Raw genomic sequence first — 20,928 nt, forward strand, 5'->3', positions numbered from 1 at the left:
GACCAGTTCCAGCAGCCGGGTCTCCGCCTCGACCTTGGTCTCCTTGGTCACCGGGACGTGGTGGAAGGGTATGCCGTAGGTGCGGGCCAGCGGCTCGAAGTCGCGGTGGTTGGAGACGATCGCCGGGGTCTCGAGGTGGAGGGGGCCGGGCGCCTGGCGGGACGGCGCCGAGATCAGCTGCGACGGATGGGGTTCGGGCTACGTCACGGCCCGGGTGAAGCTGAAGGTCCCCGTCCTCCTCCCCGGGCTGATCGGCTTCCCGATCCCGGTGAGGGCCCACGCGGGCGCCGTTCAGGAGGGGAGGGCGAACTGACATGCCGCACACCCGCAGGACGCGAGGCCACCGCGACCGCGGCCAGGTCGCCATCGAGTACCTGGGGTTCATCCCCCTGCTGATGCTGGTCGCCGTCGCCGTCATCCAGATCGGCCTGGTCGCGTACGCCGCGCAGCAGGCCGGGACCGCGGCCCGGGCCGGGGCGCGCGCGGCCTCACTGCGGCAGGACTCCGGGCAGGCCTGCGCGCGGGCGGTCAGCAGCGGGCTGGCGGGCGGCACGACCTGCCCGGCCGCGTACGGCGGCGAGGAGGTCACCGTCACCGCCACCGTCCCCATCCCCTCGATCGTTCCCGGCTGGGACCTCGGTCAGGTCCACAAGACCGCCACCATGCCGCTCGATCACTGATGGCCACCGAACGAGGAACGCACCCATGAGCCTGCGCGCACGCATCAACTCCCCCGAGGAGCACGGCAGCCGGGGCGAGGACGGCCACCTGGTGGCCTCCTACCGGGCCAAGCTGCTGGAGGAGATCGATCTGGCGGAGATGAGTTCGCTGGCCGCCGCCGAGCGCCGCGCGCGCCTGGAGCGGGTCCTCGGGCACATCATCAGCCGCGAGGGCCCGGTGCTGTCGACCGTGGAGCGCTCGCAGCTGATCCGCCGGGTGGTCGACGAGGCCCTCGGCCTCGGCATCCTCGAACCCCTCCTCGAAGACGCCTCCATCACCGAGATCATGGTCAACGGCCCCGACGCGATCTTCGTCGAGCGCGGCGGCCGGGTCGAACAGCTCCCCCTCCGCTTCGCCTCCGCCGACCAGCTGATGCAGACCATCGAGCGGATCGTCTCCACGGTCAACCGCCGCGTGGACGAGTCCAACCCGATGGTCGACGCCCGCCTGCCCTCCGGTGAACGCGTCAACGTGATCATCCCGCCGCTGTCGCTGACCGGCCCCACCCTCACCATCCGCCGCTTCCCGCGCTCCTTCACCCTGCCGGAGCTGATCTCCTTCGGCTCGCTCGACGAGCACATGCTGTACCTGCTGGCGGCCCTGGTGCAGGCCAAGTTCAACATCATCGTCTCCGGCGCCACCGGCACCGGGAAGACCACGCTGCTCAACGCGCTGTCGGGGCTGATCCCCGAGGACGAGCGCATCATCACCATCGAGGACTCCGCCGAACTGCAGCTCCAGCAGCGGCACGTGGTCCGGCTGGAGTCCCGCCCGCCCAACGTGGAGGGCCACGGCCGCATCACCATCCGCGACCTGGTGCGCAACTCCCTGCGCATGCGCCCGGACCGGATCGTCGTCGGCGAGGTCCGCGGCGGCGAGTCGCTGGACATGCTCCAGGCCATGTCGACCGGCCACGACGGCTCGCTGGCCACCGTGCACGCCAACAGCGCCGAGGACGCGCTGACCCGCCTGCAGACCCTCGCCTCCATGTCCGACGTCGAGGTCCCCTTCGTCGCCCTGCACGACCAGATCAACAGCGCCGTCGACGTCATCGTCCAGCTGACCCGGTTCGCCGCCGGCGCCCGCCGCGTCACCGAGATCGCCATCCTCGACAGCCACGGCGGCGAGCCCTACCGGCTGGCGACCGTGGCCCGCTTCGCCGCCCAGCCCCTGACCGCCGACGGCCGGATCCACGGCGTCTTCGAGCACCACCCGCTGCCGGCTCGTACCGCCGAACGCCTCTACCTGGCGAGCCAGCCCGTCCCACCGGCCTTCGGCGTCGCCCGGTCCGCAGACCAACTGGCCACCCGGGAAGCCCGGTGACCCCGACCGTCCCCCGGGCCCAGGGAGGAACCGCCCCATGGAACTGAGCACCCTCGTCACCCTCACCACCGGCGTCACCCTGCTCGCCTGCGTCCTGGCCGTCGTCGGCGTCCACCTCTACGCCGCCGGCCGGGCCCAGCGCGCCGCCCTGGTGGACCGCCTGTCCCGGGCCGGCCACGCGGCCCCCGGCCGCCGGCGCCGCTTCCGCTCCCTGGACCGCCGCCTGCGCCGTACCCGACTGGGCCGCAGGCTGGAGCTGAAGCTCGCCGCGACCGGCCTGGACGTCACCCCGGGCGAGTTCTTCGCGGTCATGCTGGCCGTGGTGGCCGCCCTGTGGCTGATCGGCCAGGCCGCCCTGGCGCCGTTCTTCGGCCCGCTCGCCGGTCTGCTCGGCGTCTGGGCGGCCTGGCAGTTCCTCACCTGGCAACGGCAGCGGCGTATCGAGAAGTTCATCGGCCAGCTCCCGGAACTGGCCCGCATCCTCGCCAACGCCACCCACGCCGGACTCGCCCTGCGCACCGCCATCGGCATGGCCGCCGAGGAACTGGAGGCACCGGCGGGCGAGGAACTGGCCAAGGTCGCCGATCAGCTGTCCCTGGGCGCCTCGATGGACGACGCGCTGGGCGAACTGGCCGAGCGCCTGCCCTCCCGGGAACTGGTCGTCCTCGTCACCACCCTGGTGCTGGCCAACCGGGCCGGCGGAAAGGTGGTCAGCGCCCTGCGCAACCTCACCGAGACGCTGGAGGAACGCAAGGAGACCCGGCGGGAGGTGCGCACACAGCTGTCCCAGGTCACCATGACGTCCTACGCCGTCCCGGTGCTCGGCGTCGGCGCGCTGTTCCTGATGAACGGCGTCAAGTCCGGCGCACTGGACCGCATGACCGGCTCCCCGGCCGGCCAGATCGCGGTGATCGTCGCGTTCGCGCTGTACGCGGTCGGCTTCTTCCTCATCCGCCGCCTGTCCCGCATCGACGTCTGACGTCACGGTCCGCGAAAGGGAGGGGATCAGCCGATGGCCGTACTGCTGGCACTCGTGACGGGCCTGAGCGTGTGGGGCGTCTTCGCCGGCATCCGCATGTACCGCGCGGACGCCCGCCTGCCCACCGACCTGGCGCTGGCCCTGGAGGTCGGCTCCACCAGGACCGGCGCCGTCGACTCGCTCGTCGACCGCCTCGGCATGCGCTGGGCCCCCGCCGTACTGCGCCTGATGGGCCCCAAGCTGGTGGCCAGGTACCGCCGCAGGATCGACCTGGCGGGCAACCCCGGCGGCCTGACCATCGACCGCTACGCGGCCCGCCGGGCGGTGTACGGCTTCCTCGGCGGCCTGGGCTGCCTGGTCTTCGTCCTGCGCGGACAGTACCTGGTGGCCGTGCTGCTGCTGGCCTTCGGCGCGTTCTGGACGGAGGTCGGCATCTGGGCGGCCATCCGCCACCGCAAGGACGTCATCGAGCGCACCCTGCCGGACTTCCTCGACGTGCTGGCCGTCGTCGTCAGCGCCGGCCTCGGCTTCCGGCAGGCACTGGACCGGGTGGCGTCGCGCTACGAGGGCCCCTGGGCGGACGAGGTGCGCATCACCCTGCGCCAGATGGACCTGGGCATGAGCCGCCGCCAGGCCTTCGCGGAACTGCGCCGCCGCAACGACTCCGAGCAGGTCGCCATGTTCGTCACCGCCCTGCAGCAGGGCGAGGAACTGGGCGCGCCGATCGTCGACACCCTGGTGTCCCTGGCCAAGGACATGCGCCGCACCGACGCCCAGAACGCCCGCCGCAAGGCCGCCCGCGCGGTCCCCAAGGCCACGCTGATGATCACCACGTTCATGGTCCCGGCCACGATGATCCTCCTCGCCGCCGGCCTGCTCCTCGGCTCGGGCGTGGACTTCGGCTCGGTCACGGGCGAGTGAGGGGGCGCACAGGCGATGGCCACCACGACACCGAAACCCCCGGCACTGCCGCCGGGCTGGGAACGGGCGGGGGAGGGGACGACCGCCCGGACGGCGGCACCACCGGCCGAGCCGGCCTTGCCGGCACCGGCCGAGCCCCTCCTGCCGGCATCGGCCCAGCCTCTTCTGCCGGCATCGGCCCAGCCTCTTCTGCTGGCACCGGCAGGGCGGCAACCGCGGGGACGGGCGGCCGCCGAGGGTGGGGGCACCCCGGCAGGGCCGCCCGTACCCGAGGACGAAAGCCGCCCGGATGACGCGGACGGGCACCCCTTCCCGGCCGAAGGCGAGGCCCGGGTCGGACCGGCGGAGGCAGAGGCCGGACGAGCCGAGGCCGAGGTCGGCCACGTGGACCCCGAGGCCGGACAGAGCCTGAGAATCCAGCTCAGCGCCCTGCAGGCGATGTGCCGCCACGTCTTCGCGTTCCGCCTCGCGATGATCGCCCTGGCCGCCCCCTTCGCCCTGGTCCACGCCGCCCCCGGGCTGGCCGCCCGCCTGGTCGGCGCGGCCGTCGTCGTCACGTTCATGGGCTCCTACGTCCTCTTCCGGGACTGGGAACGCTTCGGCCCGCTCCTCCTGCGCCACCCCACGCTCCTGGCCGCGGACACCCTCTTCGGCGCGCTGCTGCTGATCGCGGCGGGCCCGGACAGCACACTGGCCTACGTCAGCGTCTGCACGCCCCTGCTGGCCGGCCTGGTCTACGGCTGCCGCGGCGCGGCGATCTTCGCCTCGCTCCAGTCGCTCATCCTGCTCCTGATCCACGCCGCCCAGCAGGAACTGCACGCCCACCTGGCCCAGTCCGCCCTCTTCCCCGGCCTGTGCCTGATCGCGGGCGCGGCCGGCGCCACCCAGCGCACGCTGCTCCTCCGCTTCGGCGCGGCCACCCGCGCGCTGACGCAGGTCCAGGCCCGCCTGGCGGCCACGGAGGCGGTGAGCGAGGAACGGGCCCGCCTGGCCCGCGACATGCACGACTCGGTGGCGAAGACCCTGCACGGCGCCGCGCTGGCGGCCGCCGCCCTGGCGGCCACGGCGGCCACCGCCCCCCCGGACCCGGCCCTGGTCCGCCGGCGGGCGGCCCTGGTCGCCCGCTCCGCCCGCCGCGCCGCGGCCGAGGCCCGCGACCTGCTCACGGACCTGCGCCGCGAGCAGGACCCGTCCCATCGGACGGGCCCGCTGACGGAGCCCCAGCGGACGGACCTGCTGACGGAGCCGCAGCGCACGGACCTGCTGACGGAACTGACAGCGGTGACCCGCGACTTCACCACCCGCACGGGCCTGCCCGCCACCTGCCACTCCACCGGCGCCCCCGCCGCGCAGGCGGGGCAGGCCCAGGCGGCCCGGTCGCATGGTGCGGACGGTGAGGACGCGCAGCCGGCGGTCCAGGTAGGCGACGTCGATGGGGATGCGCATGCCGAAGGTGTGCACGCTGCTCGCGGGGGAGAGGAGCATCGCGCCGTCGAACCCGTCGCGGCCCAACAGGCCCCGGGTGCGCGCGCGGTAGGAGGTCGCCAGCTCCAGCGGGACCGTGACCGGGGGCGTGCCCTCCGGGCCGTCCGCCCCGTGCACGAGCAGTTTCCCGTGTCCGTCCCGCCAGCGACGGACCCGTCCGGACCTCAAGGCCACACCCCGCCTCCTCCGCGCGCCCGGCGCACGAGCGTCCCGCGCACCTGCTCCTGCGTCCCGCCCGACGACCGTAACCGCCCTGCCCCGTGCCCGGTATGGGTCCACAGGCCCATGCGGAGCGCAACGGGCCCGGCTAGGGTCCCGGCGTGCGCGTACTTCTGATCGCCCTCGCCCTGCTGTGGGGCGCGGGAGCCGGGCTGCTGGTGCCCCGGGCCGTGCACCGGTTCGCGGTGGAGGCCGGGGAGCCGTGGCGCGCGGAGTGCCCCGGCGGGCATCCGATCACGGGCGCGTTCGGAGGCTGGGTGGGACGGGCGCGCTGCCCGGGTCCGGGCGGTCGCGGGACAGGCAGCGACGGATCGGGCAGCGACGGATCGGGCGGCGGCGGAACAGGTCGCGGCGGGGCGCCCTGCGCGGCGTACGGGCCGAGTACGCCCGCCGTCGCCGCCGTGACCGCCCTCGTGTGTGCCGCGCTCGCCGCCGCGACCGGGCCCCGGCCGGAGGCCGTGGTGTGGTCGCTGGTCGCGCCCGTCGGGGTGCTGCTCGCGCTCGTGGACCAGCGGGTGCACCGGCTGCCGGACGTCCTGACGCTGCCGCTCGCCGCGCTGACCGCCGTGCTGCTCGGCGGCGCGGCCCTGCTGCCCGCCGCCGCGGGGTCGTGGCCGGGGGTGCTGCTCGGCGCGGTCGTGCTCGGCGGCGCCTACTTCCTCCTCTTCCTCGTCAATCCGTCCGGACTGGGCTTCGGGGACGTCAAGCTGGCGCTCGCGCTGGGCGCGGCGCTCGGCTGGTACGGCTGGCCGGTGGTGGTGGCCGGCGCCGTCGCCGGGCTGCTGTACGGCGGCTGCTACGGGCTGGGGCTGATCCTGCTGCGCCGGGCCGGGCGCGGGGCGGTGATGCCGCTGGGGCCGTTCATGCTCGGCGGAGCGTTCACCGGGCTGCTGCTGGGGGCGTCCACCGCGGCATGAAGCCGGCTGACGGGAGCGCTGCCGAACCGGCCCGGCGTGAGAGCGGTGGCCCGTGGGGGAAGCCCGCATGACCGGCGGACGCCGAGGCGCGCCTGCGGGCCGAACCGGCCGCCCAGGAGGTACGCCCGCTGGTGCCGTGACCGCGGCGGACACAGGCGCCGCATCGCCGGCCAGGCCGGTCACCGGAAAATCGAGGAGACCGCGGGCGCCGTGCTCTGCGAGCATCGGGGCATGTCGGAGAGCCGGAACCGTTCCTTCGAGGACCTCGTGGCCGAGGGGGTCGCCGTTCCCACCGAAGGATGGGACTTCTCGTGGTTCGAGGGGCGGGCCACCGAGGCACGGCCCTCCTGGGGGTACGCCGTGTCGCTGGCCGGGCGGCTGGCGGAGGCCCGGGCCGTGCTCGACGTGCAGACCGGGGGCGGGGAGGTGCTGGCCTTCGCCCTGGGGCGGGCGGCGCGCGTGCCGGCGCGGGTCGCGGCCACCGAGGGCTGGGCGCCGAACACCGCGAAGGCCACGCAGGTGCTGCGGCCGTACGGCGTCGTGGTCGTCGCCTCCCCCGAGGACGCGCCGCTGCCGTTCGCGGACGGCGCCTTCGACCTGGTCAGCAGCCGGCACCCGGTCCGCCCGCACTGGACGGAGATCGCCCGGGTGCTGCGGCCCGGCGGCACGTACTTCGCCCAGCACGTCGGGCCCGCCAGCGTCTTCGAGCTGATCGAGTACTTCCTCGGGCTGCAGCCGGAGGAAGCGCGCACCGCCCGGCACCCCGACCGGGAGCGGGCGGAGGCGCAGGCGGCCGGTCTGGAGGTGGTGGACCTGCGCGCCGAGCGGCTGCGCATGGAGTTCCACGACATCGCCGCCGTCGTGCACTTCCTGCGCAAGGTGATCTGGATGGTCCCCGGCTTCACCGTCGAGGCCTACGAGCCGCGGCTGCGCGCGCTGCACGAGCGGATCACCGCCGAGGGGCCGTTCGTGGCGTACAGCAGCCGCCATCTCATCGAGGCCCGCAAGCCCGACTGAGGGTCCGCGGCCGGCGTCCGCGGCGCACAGTTTCCACATTGTTACCGCAAGGCCCTCCCACCAGGGCACCGTACGCTGTAAGTTCAGACCAATGAAATTCGCGCCAGCAAAGCTGCGCGGGTGGCATCGCGCAGTGGAGGGGGCTGCGCGACGCCGTGCCCGCTGCTCGCGGCGGGTCAGCGTGCCCCGTACGGCCGTGGCGCGAGCGTCGGCGGCGTCAATCGGGCGTTCGCGACCGGGTCGCCCCTGAGGGGGATCCCTGGGACGGCGCGCCGTACGACCACGAACGGCGCAGTGCCCCTGATCGCGTGGCGCGGGACCCGATTTCCCTGTGAATCCGCTGTGATCCGTCCCTGAGCGGCCCTGGAATCACGGATTCCGGCGGTCTCCTCCCGTCGTCGGGCGATTCCGGAGCGTAGTTGTTTCGCGCTGATGCACGCAGCATCACTTACGAAGGGTTATGGTGGAAACCCCCCCTCGGGCCGGTCCGTCTCCCCCCCACGGACCGGCCCGTTTCTTTTGCGGTCTTCCGGCGGCAGGTCCCGACGGGGCCACGGGGGCTTCGAGGAGGTCCCGAGGGCTCTCCGAGAGAGTCCGAGCGAGTCCGAGAGAACCCGGGGAGCGGGGGGAGCCCGGTGGGTTCTCGCCGGGGGAGTCCCTCGGCGTTCTCCGGGGGAGTCCCGCGACGTCCCGGGGGAGCCCCGCGGCGTTCTCCGGGGAAGCCCCGCCGGGGCCGGGGCCCGGCCGTCCGGCTCTGCCACAGCTTTGCCACAGATGGCCATCCGGCCGTACGAACGGGCGCGTTCGGCCGCCCTTTGGGAGACCCTGGGAGGGCCGGGGGTAGGCTTCGCCCCCGGGGACCGCCATACGGACATGGCCGCCGCACCGGACTGGGAGACGCCTCCGGCCGCGCCTGTCCGATCCTTAACGGAGGGGCTGACTTACACGTGAACCTGCGCGACAAGCTGCGCGGCCTGCTGGTCAGGCTGTACGCGCGCCGGGTGGAAGGCCACCTGGACCACGCTCAGGTGCCCAAGCACATCGGCGTCATCATGGACGGCAACCGGCGCTGGGCGAAGGCCGCGGGTTCCACCACCGCGCAGGGGCACCGGGCCGGCGCGGACAAGATCGAGGAATTCCTCGGCTGGTGCAGCGAGACGGACGTCGAGGTCGTCACCCTCTGGCTGTTGTCCACGGACAACTTCGACCGCCCCCAGGAGGAGTTGGTCCCGCTCCTCGGCATCATCGAGGACGTCGTGCGCTCCCTGGCCGCCGACGGCCGCTGGCGGGTGCACCACGTGGGCACCATGGACCTGCTGCCGCCCGGCATGCAGGCCACCTTGAAGGAGGCCGAGGAGGCCACCGCCGAGGTCGAGGGAATACTGGTCAACGTAGCCATCGGCTACGGCGGACGCCAGGAGATCGCCGACGCCGTGCGCTCCATGCTGCACGACGCCCACGAGCGGGGCGTGTCCATGGAGGAGCTCGCCGAGGCCGTCGACATCGACATGATCGGCCGCCACCTGTACACCAAGGCCCAGCCCGACCCGGACCTGGTGATCCGCACCAGCGGCGAGCAGCGGCTGTCCGGATTCATGCTCTGGCAGACCGCGCACTCGGAGTACTACTTCTGCGAGGTCTTCTGGCCGGCCTTCCGCAAGGTCGACTTCCTGCGCGCCCTGCGCGACTACGCGGCCCGCCACCGCCGCTACGGCGGCTGAGGGCGGCAGACCGCCGGCCGAGGGCGGCAGACGGCACGCTGAGGGCAGTAGACAGCACGCTGAGGCCGGCCGGCCGGCCCACCACCGACCGGCCCACCACCGACCGGCCTGGTGACCGGCCGGACGACCGCCTGGTGACCGACTGCCCGACGGGGCGACCGCCCTGGTGACCGACTGCCCGAGAGGGCGACCGCCCTGGTGACCCATCGGCCGATCGGGTGACCTGCCCGGCGACCGCCCGGCCGCCCGGCCGGGCCCGGTGCCGCGCGTCGGACGGGCAGAGCACCGGCCCCGCACACCACCGCGCCCCCCACCCGTCGCAAGGAGTTCACCGGTGCGTCGTGGCGCGCACTTGCATGGGGGCGTGAAATCGAGGGCATAAATCCGTCAGGTCGACGCCCGAACCACGGGTGTCGGATCTCAGCGGACGGCCGGAGCCCGTCCGCCCGGGAGGCCCTTTGCACGAGCCCGACCGTGCGGTCACAGCGCGGACGAAGAGGCTTGAGGGCCGGTCCCCGGCCCGCCGCGAGGGCCGCCGACCGGTCCAGCCCCGCTTCGTCGCTCCCCGACCTCATCCGAGGGGGTACGTCCTTCCGTGGTGACCAGCACACAGCGCCGCAAGCCCGACCGGCGCACCTACGTTCTCGACACCAGCGTCCTGCTGGCGGACCCGAACGCCCTGACCCGTTTCGACGAGCACGAGGTGGTGCTCCCCGTCGTCGTGGTCACGGAACTGGAGGCCAAGCGGCACCATCCCGAACTCGGCTACTTCGCCCGCCAGGCGCTGCGGCTGCTCGACGACTACCGGGTCCGCCACGGCCGTCTGGACACCCCCATCCCGATCGGGGACCTCGGCGGCACGGTCCGCGTCGAGCTGAACCACTCCGACCCCAGCGTCCTGCCCACCGGCTACCGCCTGGGGGACAACGACTCGCGCATCCTCGCCGTGGCCCGCAACCTGCAGGCCGAGGGGTACGACGTCACCGTCGTCTCGAAAGACCTGCCGCTGAGGATCAAGGCGTCGTCCGTGGGCCTCCTCGCCGAGGAGTACCGGGCGGAACTGGCCATCACCGACGCCTCCGGCTGGACCGGCATGGCCGACCTCACGTTGTCCGCCGAACAGGTGGACGTCCTCTTCGAGGAAGGGCACCTGCACGTGCCCGAGGTCGCCGAGCTGCCCGTGCACACGGGGCTCACCATCCAGTCCGAGCGCGGCAAGGCCCTCGGCCGGGTGACTCCTGAGGGCGACGTCCGCCTGGTGCGCGGCGACCGCGAGGCGTTCGGGATCAAGGGCCGCAGCGCCGAGCAGCGCATCGCGCTGGACCTGCTGCTCGACCCGGACGTCGGCATCGTCTCGATGGGCGGCCGGGCCGGCACCGGCAAGTCGGCGCTGGCGCTGTGCGCGGGCCTGGAGGCGGTCCTGGAACGCCGTCAGCACCAGAAGGTGATGGTGTTCCGGCCGCTGTACGCGGTCGGCGGGCAGGAGCTGGGCTATCTGCCCGGCACCGAGGCGGAGAAGATGAGCCCGTGGGCGCAGGCCGTCTTCGACACGCTCTCGGCGGTCACCTCCCGCGAGGTCATCGAGGAGGTCACCGCCCGCGGGATGCTGGAGGTGCTGCCGCTCACCCACATCCGCGGCCGGTCCCTGCACGACGCGTTCGTCATCGTGGACGAGGCCCAGTCGCTGGAGCGCAACGTCCTGCTGACCGTGCTGTCCCGGATCGGCGCGGGCTCACGGGTGGTGCTGACCCACGACGTGGCCCAGCGGGACAACCTGCGGGTGGGGCGGTACGACGGGGTCGTCGCCGTCGTCGAGAAGCTGAAGGGCCATCCGCTGTTCGCGCACGTGACCCTCACCCGGTCCGAGAGGTCCCAGATCGCCGCCCTTGTCACCGAAATGCTGGAGGACGGGCACATCTGATCGAAAAAGTCGTGTCGGTCCCTCATGCGGGGGACGGGGAACGAGCGTTGCGCCGTCCGGCAAAGGCCGAGAGCCTAGCCGGGCGGCGCCGTCGTGCGGGGGACTTTCGCGGAAACGCGTGGTCCAAACGGGATGTGAGCTTTCACACGCAACTCAGAATTGCCATGCGGCGTTGGTTACGGCAAAGTCTCACTCCTGTCAGGCCCCGCATACGACACACCTGTACCCCCAGCGGTGCAGAGCCTCATGGGCACCATCTCAACTCCATAGCGTCGTCGTATGCCGCCCGAGCACCACGCGGCGCTCCCCTGCCGGGAGTTGCCCACCGGGCCCGTGCCTCCGTGACCCGCAGTTGGGAGGCCAGTGTCAGGGGCACGATTGCGTCCGCGAGGGTCACCGAAGCGGGCGATGCTGGAAGGAAACCGTGTGAGCCGGATCTCGGTCCGGGGATTCGCAGTGGCCTCCGCCACCGCGGTCACCGCTGTCGGAAGCGTCGTCGGCGTTGCCACGGGCAGCACCGCGCAGAACAACGACGCCGAAGCGCCGGCAGCCGACGTGACGCTGCTCGCGGACATCCCCGCGGGTCAGCAGGCCCAGGTGCAGACCGCCTCCCTCGCGCAGCAGGCCGACGCGCAGGCCATCGCCGCCGACGCCAGCGCCAAGAAGGACGCCGAGGAGGCGGCCCGCAAGGCGGCCGCGCAGACCGCGTTCGCGAAGAAGGCGGAGGCCGAGAAGGCCGCCCAGGAGGCGAAGGAGCGCAAGGAGCGGGAAGAGGCGACCAGCCGCAGCGCCACCCGCGACGCCACCAGCTTCGCCGTCCAGAGCTCCTACACCGCGGCCCAGATCCAGGCGATGGCCCGTCAGATGGTTCCCGCCGGCCAGTTCCAGTGCTTCAGCAACATCGTGAACCACGAGTCGAGCTGGAACTACCAGGCCGTCAACGCCTCCTCCGGCGCCTACGGCCTCTTCCAGGCGCTGCCGGCCGGCAAGTACGCCTCCGCCGGTGCCGACTGGCGCACCAACCCGGCCACCCAGATCAAGTGGGGCCTGAACTACATGAACGGCCGGTACGGCAGCCCGTGCCAGGCCTGGTCCTTCTGGGCGGCCAACCACTGGTACTGAGCCGCCCGGCACCCGCCGTCCGACGTCCGGCACCCGTCCGAGGGCCTCGGCCCCGGTGAGGACGCCAGACCGGATTCCTCCGGGCCCTGTCAACCTCGCGCAGCCCCTCCCCGTCCTTAGGGTGAGGGGCTGTCGCCCTGTAGCGTCTGACCGGACGACTCCAGGGGGGAGTGGTGGGGAGAGACGGGGGAAGAGGACGGATCATGTCGCGAGTGCCGCGGTGGCTCGGCCGGCTCGGCGCGGGGCTCACCGAGATGGGTGAGCGCCTGGACGAGCGCCGGGCCGAGGTGGAGAAGGAACAGGAACACGCGGTGCCCGGTACGGAGCCGGACCACGTGCCCGTCGCGCCGGCCCGGCCCGACCCGGCCCAGGCCGTGCCCTGGGGCGTGCGGGTGGCGGCGGAGGCCGGCTGGCGGGTGCTGGTGCTCGCCGGGACCCTGTGGGTGCTGATGCGGATCATCAGCGCCGTCCAGCTCGTCGTGCTGGCCTTCGTCACCGCGCTGCTGATCACGGCGCTGCTGCAGCCGACGGTGGCGCGCCTGCGCCGCTACGGACTGCCGCGCGGGCCGGCCACCGCGCTCACCGCGATCCTCGGCTTCGTCGTCATGGGGCTGATCGGGTGGTTCGTGACCTGGCAGGTCATGGAGAACATCGACACCCTCTCCGACCAGATCCAGGACGGCATCGACGAACTGCGCAAGTGGCTGCTGAACAGCCCCTTCCACGTCACCGACAAACAGATCAACCAGATCGCCAAGAGCCTGCGCGACGCCATCGGCGCCAACACCGACCAGATCACCTCCGCCGGTCTGGAGGGCGTGACCGTGGTCGTGGAGGCGCTGACCGGGATCCTGCTGACCGTCTTCTCGACGCTGTTCCTGCTCTACGACGGCCGGCGGATCTGGGAGTGGACGCTGAAGCTGGTGCCCGCCGCGGCCCGGCCGGGCGTCGCCGGGGCCGGCCCGCGCGCCTGGCGCACCCTGACGGCCTATGTGCGCGGCACGGTGATCGTGGCGCTCATCGACGCCATCTTCATCGGGCTCGGGATCTACTTCCTGGACGTGCCGATGGCGGTGCCGCTGGCCGTGTTCATCTTCCTGTTCGCGTTCATCCCGCTGGTGGGCGCGGTGGTCTCCGGCGCGCTGGCGGTGGTGGTGGCCCTGGTCACCCAGGGCGTGTTCACGGCCGTGATGACGCTCGTGGTGGTGCTGGCCGTGCAGCAGATCGAGGGGCACGTGCTGCAGCCGTTCATCCTGGGCCGCGCGGTGCGCGTGCACCCGCTGGCGGTGGTGCTCTCGGTCGCCGCGGGCGGCATGGTCGCGGGCATCGGCGGCGCGGTGGTCGCGGTGCCGCTGGTTGCGGTCACCAACACGGTGGCCGGCTATCTGCGGGCGTACTCCCACGAACAGGCGCTGCGCCACTCCCCGCGCCCGCACGGCGCGACCGCCTCGGCCGACGTCGCTCTGCCCGAGCCGGACCGGGCGGGCCGGACCGACGGGCCGGATACGCAGGACGCGGAACGGCCGGAGCCCCGCTCACCGCAGGGGTGAGCGGGGCTCCGGGGAGCACCACGGGGCGCGCGGGCCGGACTATTCGGCCAGCGCGGCCTCCGCGTCCAGGGTCGTCGCGACGGCCTGCACCACCGCGGCGATCTTGAACGCCTCCTGGATGGTCTCGCGCTCGACACCGGCCTTGCGCAGCACCTGCTCGTGGGAGTCCAGGCACATGCCGCAGCCGTTGATCGCCGAGACGGCGAAGGACCACAGCTCGAAGTCGACCTTGTCCACGCCCGGGTTGCCGATGACGTTCATCCGCAGACCGGCGCGCAGCGTGCCGTACTCGTCGTCGGACAGCAGGTGCCGGGTGCGGTAGAAGACGTTGTTCATCGCCATGATGGCGGCCGCGGACTTCGCCGCGGTGTACGCCTCCGGCGTGAGGTTCGCCTTCGCCTCCGGCTCCAGCTCCCGCAGCACGATCGGGGAACGGGAGGCGATCGCCGTCGCCAGCACCGTGCCCCACAGCTGCTGCGCGGGCAGGTCGCTGTTGCCGATGACCGAGCCCAGGTTGAGCTTGAGGTCCTTGGCGTAGTCCGGCAGGGCGGACTTCAGGGAGTCGAGGGACATGCCTCACTCACCAGCCAGCAGCGCGACCGGGTCCAGGGTCTCGTCGCCCTTGTTCCAGTTGCAGGGGCACAGCTCGTCGGTCTGCAGGGCGTCCAGGACCCGCAGGACCTCCTTGGGGTTACGGCCGACGGAGCCGGCGGTCACCATGGTGAACTGGATCTCGTTGTTCTGGTCCACGATGAAGACCGCGCGCTGCGCGAAGCCGTCCTCGCCCTCGATGCCGAGCGCACGCATCAGCTCGTGCTTGGAGTCGGCCATCATCGGGAACGGCAGGTCGGTCAGGTCCGGGTGGTCCTTGCGCCAGGCGTGGTGGACGAACTCGGAGTCACCGGAGAAGCCGAGGATCTGGGCGTCGCGGTCGGCGAACTCGTCGTTCAGCTTGCCGAAGGCCGCGATCTCGGTCGGGCACACGAAGGTGAAGTCCTTGGGCCAGGCGAACACGATCTTCCACTTGCCCTCGTAGGTCTTGTGGTTGATCGTCTCGAACTCCTTGCCCTTCTCCAGCGAGACGCAGGCGGTCAGTTCGAACTCGGGGAACTTGTCACCGACAGTGAGCACACGCTCTCCTTGCAGCGAAGAAACACGGGGTTTGCCCGTGTTTCCCATGGGTTGGACTGTGTCGATGTTGGCACAGAGTCGATTGATTACGGAAATAGCTACACTCGGTCGTGTTGATCGGAGGTAGTTATCAGTGACTGTCGGTAACGTCGGAAAGCGCAAGGCCCTGCCCAGCCTGTCCCAGCTACGGGCCTTCGCCGCCGTCGCCGAGCATCTGCACTTCCGGGACGCCGCTGCCGCGATCGGCATGAGCCAGCCGGCGCTCTCCGGTGCCGTCTCCGCCCTGGAGGACAGCCTCGGCGTCACCCTGGTGGAGCGTACGACGCGCAAGGTGCTGCTCTCACCCGCCGGTGAGCGCCTCGCCCTGCGCACCCGGGCGGTGCTGGAGGAGGTCGGCGCCCTGCTGGAGGAGGCCGAGGCCGTCCGCGCGCCCTTCACCGGGGTGCTGCGGCTCGGTGTCATCCCCACCGTCGCGCCGTACCTGCTGCCCACGGTGCTGCGCCTGGTCCACGACCGCTACCCCGACCTCGACCTGCAGGTCCACGAGGAGCAGACCGCCAACCTGCTGGACGGCCTGGCCGCCGGACGCCTGGACCTGCTGCTGCTCGCCGTGCCGCTGGGCGTGCCCGGCGTCACCGAACTACCCCTGTTCGACGAGGACTTCGTCCTCGTCACACCGCTCGACCACCCGCTCGGCGGCCGCGAGGGTATACCCCGCGAGGCCCTGAAGGAGCTGAACCTGCTGCTGCTGGACGAGGGGCACTGCCTGCGCGACCAGGCCCTGGAGATCTGCCGCGAGGCCGGCCGCGAGGACGCCCCGGTGACCACCACCGCCGCCGGACTGTCCACCCTGGTCCAGCTCGTCGCCGGGGGCCTGGGCTGCACCCTGCTGCCGCGCACCGCGCTGAAGGTCGAGACCTCCCGCAGCAACCAGCTGCTCACCGGCTCCTTCGCGCAGCCCGCGCCCGCCCGCCGGATCGCCCTCGCGATGCGCACGGGCGCGGCCCGCGCCGCCGAGTACCGGGAACTGGCCGCCGCCCTGCGCACCGACCTGCGCGCCCTGCCCGTACGGGTGCTCGACGACGCCCCGGAGGCCGGCGAGGTCTGACGGACGCGCAGGGCCCCCTCCCGGCGGGAAGGGGCCCTGCGTCCGCCGCGTCCGCCGCGGCGCTCACTCCGTGCGCAGCCCGTCCGGACGCATCAGCCGCACCAGCGGCGGCAGGCTCAGCAGCGTGACCGCGATCACGATGCCCGCGCCGATGCCGGTCATCGTCAGCACGCTCGGCCAGTCCACGCCCACCGGCGTGTCGGTCATCTTCAGCAGCACCGTGCCCAGCGTCAGCCCCACCGCCGTCGCCAGCAGCAGGCCGAGCGCGATCGGCAGCGCCGTCTGCCACAGCACCGACAGGCCCAGCGTGCGGCGCCGGGTGCCGAACGCCACCAGGGAGGACAGCAGCCTGCGCCGCTCGCGCAACTGCTCCAGCTGGGAGACCAGCAGGCTCGCGCCGATCAGCACCAGCACACAGACGGAGCCCACCAGCAGACCGGTGCGGATCGAGGCGTACTGACGGGACTGCTGGGTGGCCGTCCACACCATCACGTCGGCGAACCGGTCCACGTCCGTGGCCGTGTTGCGGACCAGGTCGTGCACCTCCGGCACGGACTCGTCGACCGACAGGTAGACCTGGCCGACGATCGCTCCGGCGGCCTGCGCCGGCACCGCGCCCGGCGTGAGCAGGAACCCGCCGCGCTCCAGGCCGTTCGGGGCGTCGGCCGCGCGGGCCCGCTTCAGACCGTGCGGCACCGTCCACGTCACCTCGCGGGAGAGGTCCAAGCCCTGGGAGGTGTCCAGATGCAGCCGGCGGCCCGGCTCGGCCAGCGGCGGGGTGTCGGTGTCCCAGCCGAGGCCCGTCACGGCGAACACGTCACCGTCCCGGCAGCCGGGCAGCTTCGCCACCTCGCGCAGTGCCGCGCAACTGCCGACGGTCACCTGGGAGCTGAGCCGGGGCCCGTCGGCCGACCGCCAGCTGGTGTCGCCGACGCTCGCCTCGCCCATCGCCACGACCTTGCGCACCCCCCGGACGTCCGCGAACTTCCCGGCGGCCTCGTCCAGCGACACGCCCCGCGACAGACGCACCTGCATCTGGGCGCGGTTCAGATCGACCCCCGTCTCCTTGCTGTAGTCGCCCTCCACGCCCGTGAAGAGCATCTGCAGGGCGATCGCCCCGGCCACCGCGACCGCGATGCCGTTGACCATGCGGGCCGCCGTGCCGCTGCTCAGCTGCAGCCGCCGTACCGCCAGCTGCCAGGACACCGCGCCCCGCCCGAGCCGGGCGACGACCGCCTCCACCACCCACGGCAGCAACGCGGTCACCCCGACCAGCAGCAACAGCACACCGCCGATCACCAGGTACTCGTTGAAGTTCCCGTGGGAACGACCCTGCCCGATCATCGGGACCAGCAGCGCCAGACCGGCCACCGGCAGCAGCAGCCGCCACCACAGCCGGCGCCGCGCGGGCCTGGCGGTGCGGACCACGCCGGGCGGTTCGATGCCCCCCCCGCGCCGCGCCAGCAGGGTCGCCAGCACCGCCGCCGCCGGAACCGCCACGGCGACCAGCAGGGCCAGCGCGGGCGAGGGGTCGAGGTAGTCGGGGAAGACGCTGATGCCCATGACCTCCACCCCCCCGGCGGCCTGGCGGCCGATCAGGAAGAAGACCGTGCCGAAGGCCAGTCCGAGCAGCGAGCCCGCCAGCGCCTCGCCCGCCGCGATCCGGCGGGTCATCCGGCTGTCGGAGCCCACCAGGCGCAGCGCCGCCAGCCGGCGGTCGCGGCGCTCGCCGCCGAAGCGCACCGCCGCGGCGATGAACACCGCCACCGGCATCAGCAGCACCACGAACACGACCAGCACCAGCAGGATCAGGACCGGGTCCATCTTGTCCTCGGGCTGGTCCGCCGGCGGCCCGAAGGCGCTGATGCGGGCCACTTGCCAGCCGTTGATGTGCTGTGCCAGGTCGCGCGCGCCGGCGTAGTACGCCAGCTCCTGCGAGCCGACCAGCCCGCTCTCCCCGATCGTGCCCACCACCCGGTACGGCAGCCGCGCGCGCAGCAACGCGCCGTCACGGGAGTCCAGCAGCCTCTTCAGGGCCGGCGAGACCACCATCTCACCCGGCGCCGGATAGCTCCTCAGGCCCGGGGCGAGGGGGGCCTTCGGTCCCTCGGGCTCCACCAGGCGCCCGCGGACCTCCTTGTCGCGGTAGGTGGTGTCGAGGTCCGCGATCACCAAGGTGGCGTCGGACTTGGCCGGGGGCTTGCTGTAGGTGTAGTCGAGGCGGGCCGCCTCGCGCTGGTGGCGGACGGTGAGCGCGGTCGGTATCGCGGTCGTCAGCAGCAGCAGCGCCACGCCGAGCCCGACGCCGACGGCCGTCAGCAGCAGCCGTCCCCAGCCCTCGCGTCCCCCGGTGAAGCCGAACTTGACGCCCAGGCCGAGGTCACCGGCCCAGCGGCGGGCGCTCATACGATCCGCTCCATGTCCCGGGACCTGCCGTCGCGCACGACGATCTCGCGGTCGGAGTAGGCGGCCACCCGCGCCTCGTGCGTGACGAGGACGACGGCGGCGTTGGTGGACCGGGCGGCGTCCGTGAGCAGTTCCATGACGCGTTCGCCGTTCAGGGAGTCCAGGGCGCCGGTCGGCTCGTCGGCGAACAGCACCCGGGGCCGGGTGACCAGGGCGCGGGCCACGGCCACGCGCTGGCCCTGACCGCCGGAGACCTCCCCGGGCCGCTTCTTCGCCAGGTCGTCCACCTCCAGCCGCTCCAGCCAGGTCAGCGCGGCCCGTTCGGCCTCCTTGCGCGAGGTGCCGTTCAGCCGCAGCGGCAGGGCCACGTTCTCCACGCAGGTCAGCTCGGGCACGAGCTGGCCGAACTGGAAGACGAACCCGAACTCGCTGCGCCGCAGCGCACTGCGCTGGGCGTCGCTCATCGTGGCCAGCTCCCGGCCGTCGTAGGTGATCGAGCCGGAGTCGGGGACGACGATCCCCGCCAGGCAGTGCAGCAGCGTGGACTTGCCCGAGCCGGAGGGGCCCATCACCGCGACGACCTCGCCGGGGTGGATGGAGAACTCGGCGCCGTCCAGCGCCTTGGTCGGGCCGTAGGTCTTGTGCAGGTCCTCGGCGGCCAGCAGGGAGCCGGGGGGCGGGGTCATCGGGCCACCGCCTCACGGAGCTTGTCCAGACGGGCGGCGGTCAGCTCCAGCCACCGCAGGTCCGCCTCCAGGTGGAACAGGGCGTGGTCGCAGATCAGCTGGTCCGCCAGGTCGCCCTTGCGCTTGCGGTCGGTCAGGATCCGCATGCTGCGCAGGTGCTCGGCGCGCTGGGTGTCGAGGATGTCGGCGGCGTCGCGGTGGGTCAGCAGGGCCAGGACGACCTTGGTGTACAGGGTCGACTGCAGGTACGGCTCGGGTTTCTCCGGGGTGGCCAGCCACTGGTCGACGTCCGTGATGCCGGCCTCGGTGATGGCGTAGCGCTTGCGTTCGGGGCCGCCGCCCGCCTCGATCCCGTCGACTTCGACGAGGCCGTTCTTCAGCAGCCGGGACATCGTCGAGTAGACCTGGCCGTAGTGCAGCGGCCGGTCGTGGCCGAACTTCTCGTCGAAGGCCCGCTTGAGGTCGTAGCCGTGGCGGGGGCCGGACTCCAGGAGTCCGAGCAGGGTGTGACCGATGTGACCGATGGACATGCGCAGCACTCTACACCCCGTTTATACATGGTGTGTATAGACGTGTCTCTTTTATCCATTCGACGCTGCCGCCCTCCCCCTACTGCCCGTCTCTTTCTCCTGTCTGCCTCCCCCAATATATAGTTCTTCCTACTTTATCATCCCCTAGTGTCTTGGAGTCGCGGATGTGGATGGTGGTGGGGGTGGGGGCTATTTCGAGGCAGTTGGAGCCGTCTGGGCTGTAGGTGGACTTCTGCCAGTGGAGGTTCGGCACGGTTACTCCTTCATAGCTCCTGGATGCGGCGGTGGATGAAGTCACGCGTCCTTGCTGCGTCGAGTGCGCAGGACTCCATGCGGTTCAGCACCGCCCGGTACTTGTTCAACTGGGCTTCGGCATCGATGAATTCACAGGCGCCGTGGTGTGAGTCCAGCTGGACGGTGTCCAACTGCGGGACAGGTCCCTCGACATAGTCGAAAGGCTGGCCAGTGGTCGGAAACCGCTCCGCGCCGAAGGGGATCACTCGAACTGTGACATGGGGCAATTCACTCATGTCGAGCAGGTGCTTGAGTTGGTCACGAGCCACGGCGGGACCACCGAAGTTCATGCGGAGTGCCGTCTCGTGAATGATCGCCGTGTATGGAGGAGGATCCGCTCTGTACAGAACACTCTGCCGCTTCATGCGGTGCGTGAGGCGGTGTTCGATCTCGTACTGGCGCATCGGCGGCGCCGCTGATTGGAAGAGGGCGCGGGCATGGTCCGTGGTCTGTAGCAGTGCCGGGATGTGGATCACAAGTGCCACCCGCAGCGCGGACGCGTGATGCTCCAGCTCGGCGAGATCCACCAGCGCGACTGGCACGTGCTCGCGGTACTCCTCCCACCAACCCCGGGCGCGTCGGCCCGTCATCGCCGCAAGAGCTTCGACGAGTGCTTCATCCGTGCAGTCGTAGACATGGGCCATGGAGCGCAGCCGGTCGGCGCTGATGGGAGTGCGGCCGGTTTCGATCATGCTGATGCGCGCCTGGTTGACGCCGAGCAGCTCGGCGGCGCCAGTGGCGGTGAGTCCCGCGCGCTCGCGCAGTTTGCGCAGCTCCGCACCCAGCCTTCGCTGCCGGAGCGTGGGGCTGTTGGTGGGCGGCACTCCCTCTCCTTCCTGACCGCAACGCGGCTCCACTCTCCCTCACACGAGTGAAGA

18 protein-coding genes and 3 pseudogenes are annotated in these 20,928 nt (G+C 72.1%); 12 read left to right on the forward strand and 9 right to left on the reverse strand.

Translation table 11 applies throughout. The features are described from left to right. A pseudogene (gene purU, locus GV126_RS36580) lies at nucleotides 1–147 on the reverse strand (formyltetrahydrofolate deformylase); the annotation flags it as partial. 167 nt (nucleotides 148–314) lie between these two features. On the opposite strand from purU, the gene GV126_RS20810 reads away from it, so the two are divergent. From GV126_RS20810 to GV126_RS37870, 5 genes and pseudogenes are all read left to right on the forward strand, one after another. Then, nucleotides 315–680 (forward strand): TadE/TadG family type IV pilus assembly protein, encoded by a 366-nt coding sequence (locus GV126_RS20810; RefSeq protein WP_159669012.1) that lies wholly within the window; start codon nucleotides 315–317, stop codon nucleotides 678–680. A 25-nt stretch (nucleotides 681–705) separates the two neighbouring features. Then, nucleotides 706–2,043, forward strand: a complete 1,338-nt coding sequence (locus GV126_RS20815; protein ID WP_159669015.1) for a TadA family conjugal transfer-associated ATPase — start codon at nucleotides 706–708, stop codon at nucleotides 2,041–2,043. 37 nt (nucleotides 2,044–2,080) lie between these two features. Beyond that, nucleotides 2,081–3,022 (forward strand): type II secretion system F family protein, encoded by a 942-nt coding sequence (locus GV126_RS20820; protein WP_159669017.1) that lies wholly within the window; start codon nucleotides 2,081–2,083, stop codon nucleotides 3,020–3,022. A gap of 33 nt (nucleotides 3,023–3,055) precedes the next feature. Next, complete coding sequence (locus GV126_RS20825; RefSeq protein WP_159669020.1) at nucleotides 3,056–3,943, forward strand: DUF5936 domain-containing protein; 888 nt, start codon at nucleotides 3,056–3,058, stop codon at nucleotides 3,941–3,943. Between the two features lie 471 nt (nucleotides 3,944–4,414). Then, a pseudogene (locus GV126_RS37870) lies at nucleotides 4,415–5,065 on the forward strand (DUF8745 domain-containing protein); the annotation flags it as partial. 306 nt (nucleotides 5,066–5,371) lie between these two features. On the opposite strand, the pseudogene GV126_RS37320 reads toward GV126_RS37870, so the two are convergent. Then, nucleotides 5,372–5,707, reverse strand: a pseudogene (locus GV126_RS37320) (DUF192 domain-containing protein); the annotation flags it as partial. A 41-nt stretch (nucleotides 5,708–5,748) separates the two neighbouring features. On the opposite strand from GV126_RS37320, the gene GV126_RS20840 reads away from it, so the two are divergent. The 6 genes from GV126_RS20840 (at nucleotide 5,749) to GV126_RS20865 (ending at nucleotide 13,895) form a co-directional block, all read left to right on the forward strand. Then, on the forward strand, nucleotides 5,749–6,564 hold the full coding sequence (locus GV126_RS20840) for a prepilin peptidase (RefSeq protein WP_159669023.1): 816 nt from the start codon (nucleotides 5,749–5,751) through the stop codon (nucleotides 6,562–6,564). Between the two features lie 231 nt (nucleotides 6,565–6,795). Then, a complete protein-coding gene (locus GV126_RS20845) occupies nucleotides 6,796–7,581 on the forward strand; it encodes a methyltransferase domain-containing protein (protein WP_159669027.1) in 786 nt (261 codons plus the stop codon). Between the two features lie 947 nt (nucleotides 7,582–8,528). Continuing rightward, the gene (locus tag GV126_RS20850) at nucleotides 8,529–9,302 is read left to right on the forward strand and encodes an isoprenyl transferase (protein WP_159669030.1); all 774 of its coding nucleotides are present in this window, start codon (nucleotides 8,529–8,531) and stop codon (nucleotides 9,300–9,302) included. A gap of 595 nt (nucleotides 9,303–9,897) precedes the next feature. Beyond that, on the forward strand, nucleotides 9,898–11,223 hold the full coding sequence (gene phoH2, locus GV126_RS20855; RefSeq protein WP_159669033.1) for an RNA 5'-3' helicase PhoH2: 1,326 nt from the start codon (nucleotides 9,898–9,900) through the stop codon (nucleotides 11,221–11,223). A 426-nt stretch (nucleotides 11,224–11,649) separates the two neighbouring features. Beyond that, complete coding sequence (locus tag GV126_RS20860; protein WP_185948020.1) at nucleotides 11,650–12,345, forward strand: aggregation-promoting factor C-terminal-like domain-containing protein; 696 nt, start codon at nucleotides 11,650–11,652, stop codon at nucleotides 12,343–12,345. Between the two features lie 203 nt (nucleotides 12,346–12,548). Continuing rightward, nucleotides 12,549–13,895 carry an AI-2E family transporter gene (locus GV126_RS20865; protein ID WP_159669039.1) on the forward strand — a complete coding sequence of 449 codons (1,347 nt, stop codon included), beginning with the start codon at nucleotides 12,549–12,551 and terminating at the stop codon, nucleotides 13,893–13,895. A gap of 39 nt (nucleotides 13,896–13,934) precedes the next feature. On the opposite strand, the gene GV126_RS20870 is transcribed toward GV126_RS20865, so the two are convergent. Further along, nucleotides 13,935–14,468 (reverse strand): alkyl hydroperoxide reductase, encoded by a 534-nt coding sequence (locus tag GV126_RS20870; RefSeq protein WP_159669042.1) that lies wholly within the window; start codon nucleotides 14,466–14,468, stop codon nucleotides 13,935–13,937. A 3-nt stretch (nucleotides 14,469–14,471) separates the two neighbouring features. Further along, nucleotides 14,472–15,026, reverse strand: coding sequence for a peroxiredoxin (locus tag GV126_RS20875; RefSeq protein ID WP_028420515.1), 555 nt, complete (start codon nucleotides 15,024–15,026; stop codon nucleotides 14,472–14,474). 133 nt (nucleotides 15,027–15,159) lie between these two features. Here GV126_RS20875 and GV126_RS20880 point away from each other — a divergent pair, with 133 nt between their 5' ends. Beyond that, complete coding sequence (locus GV126_RS20880) at nucleotides 15,160–16,134, forward strand: hydrogen peroxide-inducible genes activator (protein ID WP_159669045.1); 975 nt, start codon at nucleotides 15,160–15,162, stop codon at nucleotides 16,132–16,134. 63 nt (nucleotides 16,135–16,197) lie between these two features. Here the strand turns inward: GV126_RS20880 and GV126_RS20885 are convergent, their stop codons facing one another. The 5 genes from GV126_RS20885 to GV126_RS20905 form a co-directional block, all read right to left on the reverse strand. Beyond that, nucleotides 16,198–18,540 (reverse strand): ABC transporter permease, encoded by a 2,343-nt coding sequence (locus GV126_RS20885; RefSeq protein WP_159669048.1) that lies wholly within the window; start codon nucleotides 18,538–18,540, stop codon nucleotides 16,198–16,200. Continuing rightward, a complete protein-coding gene (locus tag GV126_RS20890; protein WP_159669051.1) occupies nucleotides 18,537–19,226 on the reverse strand; it encodes an ABC transporter ATP-binding protein in 690 nt (229 codons plus the stop codon). The genes GV126_RS20885 and GV126_RS20890 overlap by 4 nt, the downstream gene beginning before the upstream one ends. Further along, nucleotides 19,223–19,756, reverse strand: a complete 534-nt coding sequence (locus GV126_RS20895) for a PadR family transcriptional regulator (protein ID WP_159669054.1) — start codon at nucleotides 19,754–19,756, stop codon at nucleotides 19,223–19,225. The genes GV126_RS20890 and GV126_RS20895 overlap by 4 nt, the downstream gene beginning before the upstream one ends. Nucleotides 19,757–19,835: 79 nt before the next feature. Then, the gene (locus GV126_RS37705) at nucleotides 19,836–20,054 is read right to left on the reverse strand and encodes a DUF397 domain-containing protein (RefSeq protein WP_438947856.1); all 219 of its coding nucleotides are present in this window, start codon (nucleotides 20,052–20,054) and stop codon (nucleotides 19,836–19,838) included. Then, nucleotides 20,020–20,874 carry a helix-turn-helix domain-containing protein gene (locus tag GV126_RS20905; protein ID WP_159669060.1) on the reverse strand — a complete coding sequence of 285 codons (855 nt, stop codon included), beginning with the start codon at nucleotides 20,872–20,874 and terminating at the stop codon, nucleotides 20,020–20,022. The genes GV126_RS37705 and GV126_RS20905 overlap by 35 nt, the downstream gene beginning before the upstream one ends. Between the last annotated feature and the right edge of the window lie 54 nt (nucleotides 20,875–20,928).

Source organism: Streptomyces mexicanus (assembly GCF_902506575.1).
GTDB classification, from domain to species: domain Bacteria; phylum Actinomycetota; class Actinomycetes; order Streptomycetales; family Streptomycetaceae; genus Streptomyces; species Streptomyces mexicanus.

Bases quoted from the DNA above. Each gene is read 5' to 3' on its own strand.
- GV126_RS20895 (WP_159669054.1), bottom strand. From the start codon at position 19,756: ATGTCCATCGGTCACATCGGTCACACCCTGCTCGGACTCCTGGAGTCC.
- GV126_RS20820 (WP_159669017.1), top strand. From the start codon at position 2,081: ATGGAACTGAGCACCCTCGTCACCCTCACCACCGGCGTCACCCTGCTC.
- GV126_RS20815 (WP_159669015.1), top strand. From the start codon at position 706: ATGAGCCTGCGCGCACGCATCAACTCCCCCGAGGAGCACGGCAGCCGG.
- GV126_RS20885 (WP_159669048.1), bottom strand. From the start codon at position 18,540: ATGAGCGCCCGCCGCTGGGCCGGTGACCTCGGCCTGGGCGTCAAGTTC.
- GV126_RS20870 (WP_159669042.1), bottom strand. From the start codon at position 14,468: ATGTCCCTCGACTCCCTGAAGTCCGCCCTGCCGGACTACGCCAAGGAC.
- GV126_RS20845 (WP_159669027.1), top strand. From the start codon at position 6,796: ATGTCGGAGAGCCGGAACCGTTCCTTCGAGGACCTCGTGGCCGAGGGG.
- GV126_RS20810 (WP_159669012.1), top strand. From the start codon at position 315: ATGCCGCACACCCGCAGGACGCGAGGCCACCGCGACCGCGGCCAGGTC.
- GV126_RS20865 (WP_159669039.1), top strand. From the start codon at position 12,549: ATGTCGCGAGTGCCGCGGTGGCTCGGCCGGCTCGGCGCGGGGCTCACC.
- GV126_RS20825 (WP_159669020.1), top strand. From the start codon at position 3,056: ATGGCCGTACTGCTGGCACTCGTGACGGGCCTGAGCGTGTGGGGCGTC.
- GV126_RS20890 (WP_159669051.1), bottom strand. From the start codon at position 19,226: ATGACCCCGCCCCCCGGCTCCCTGCTGGCCGCCGAGGACCTGCACAAG.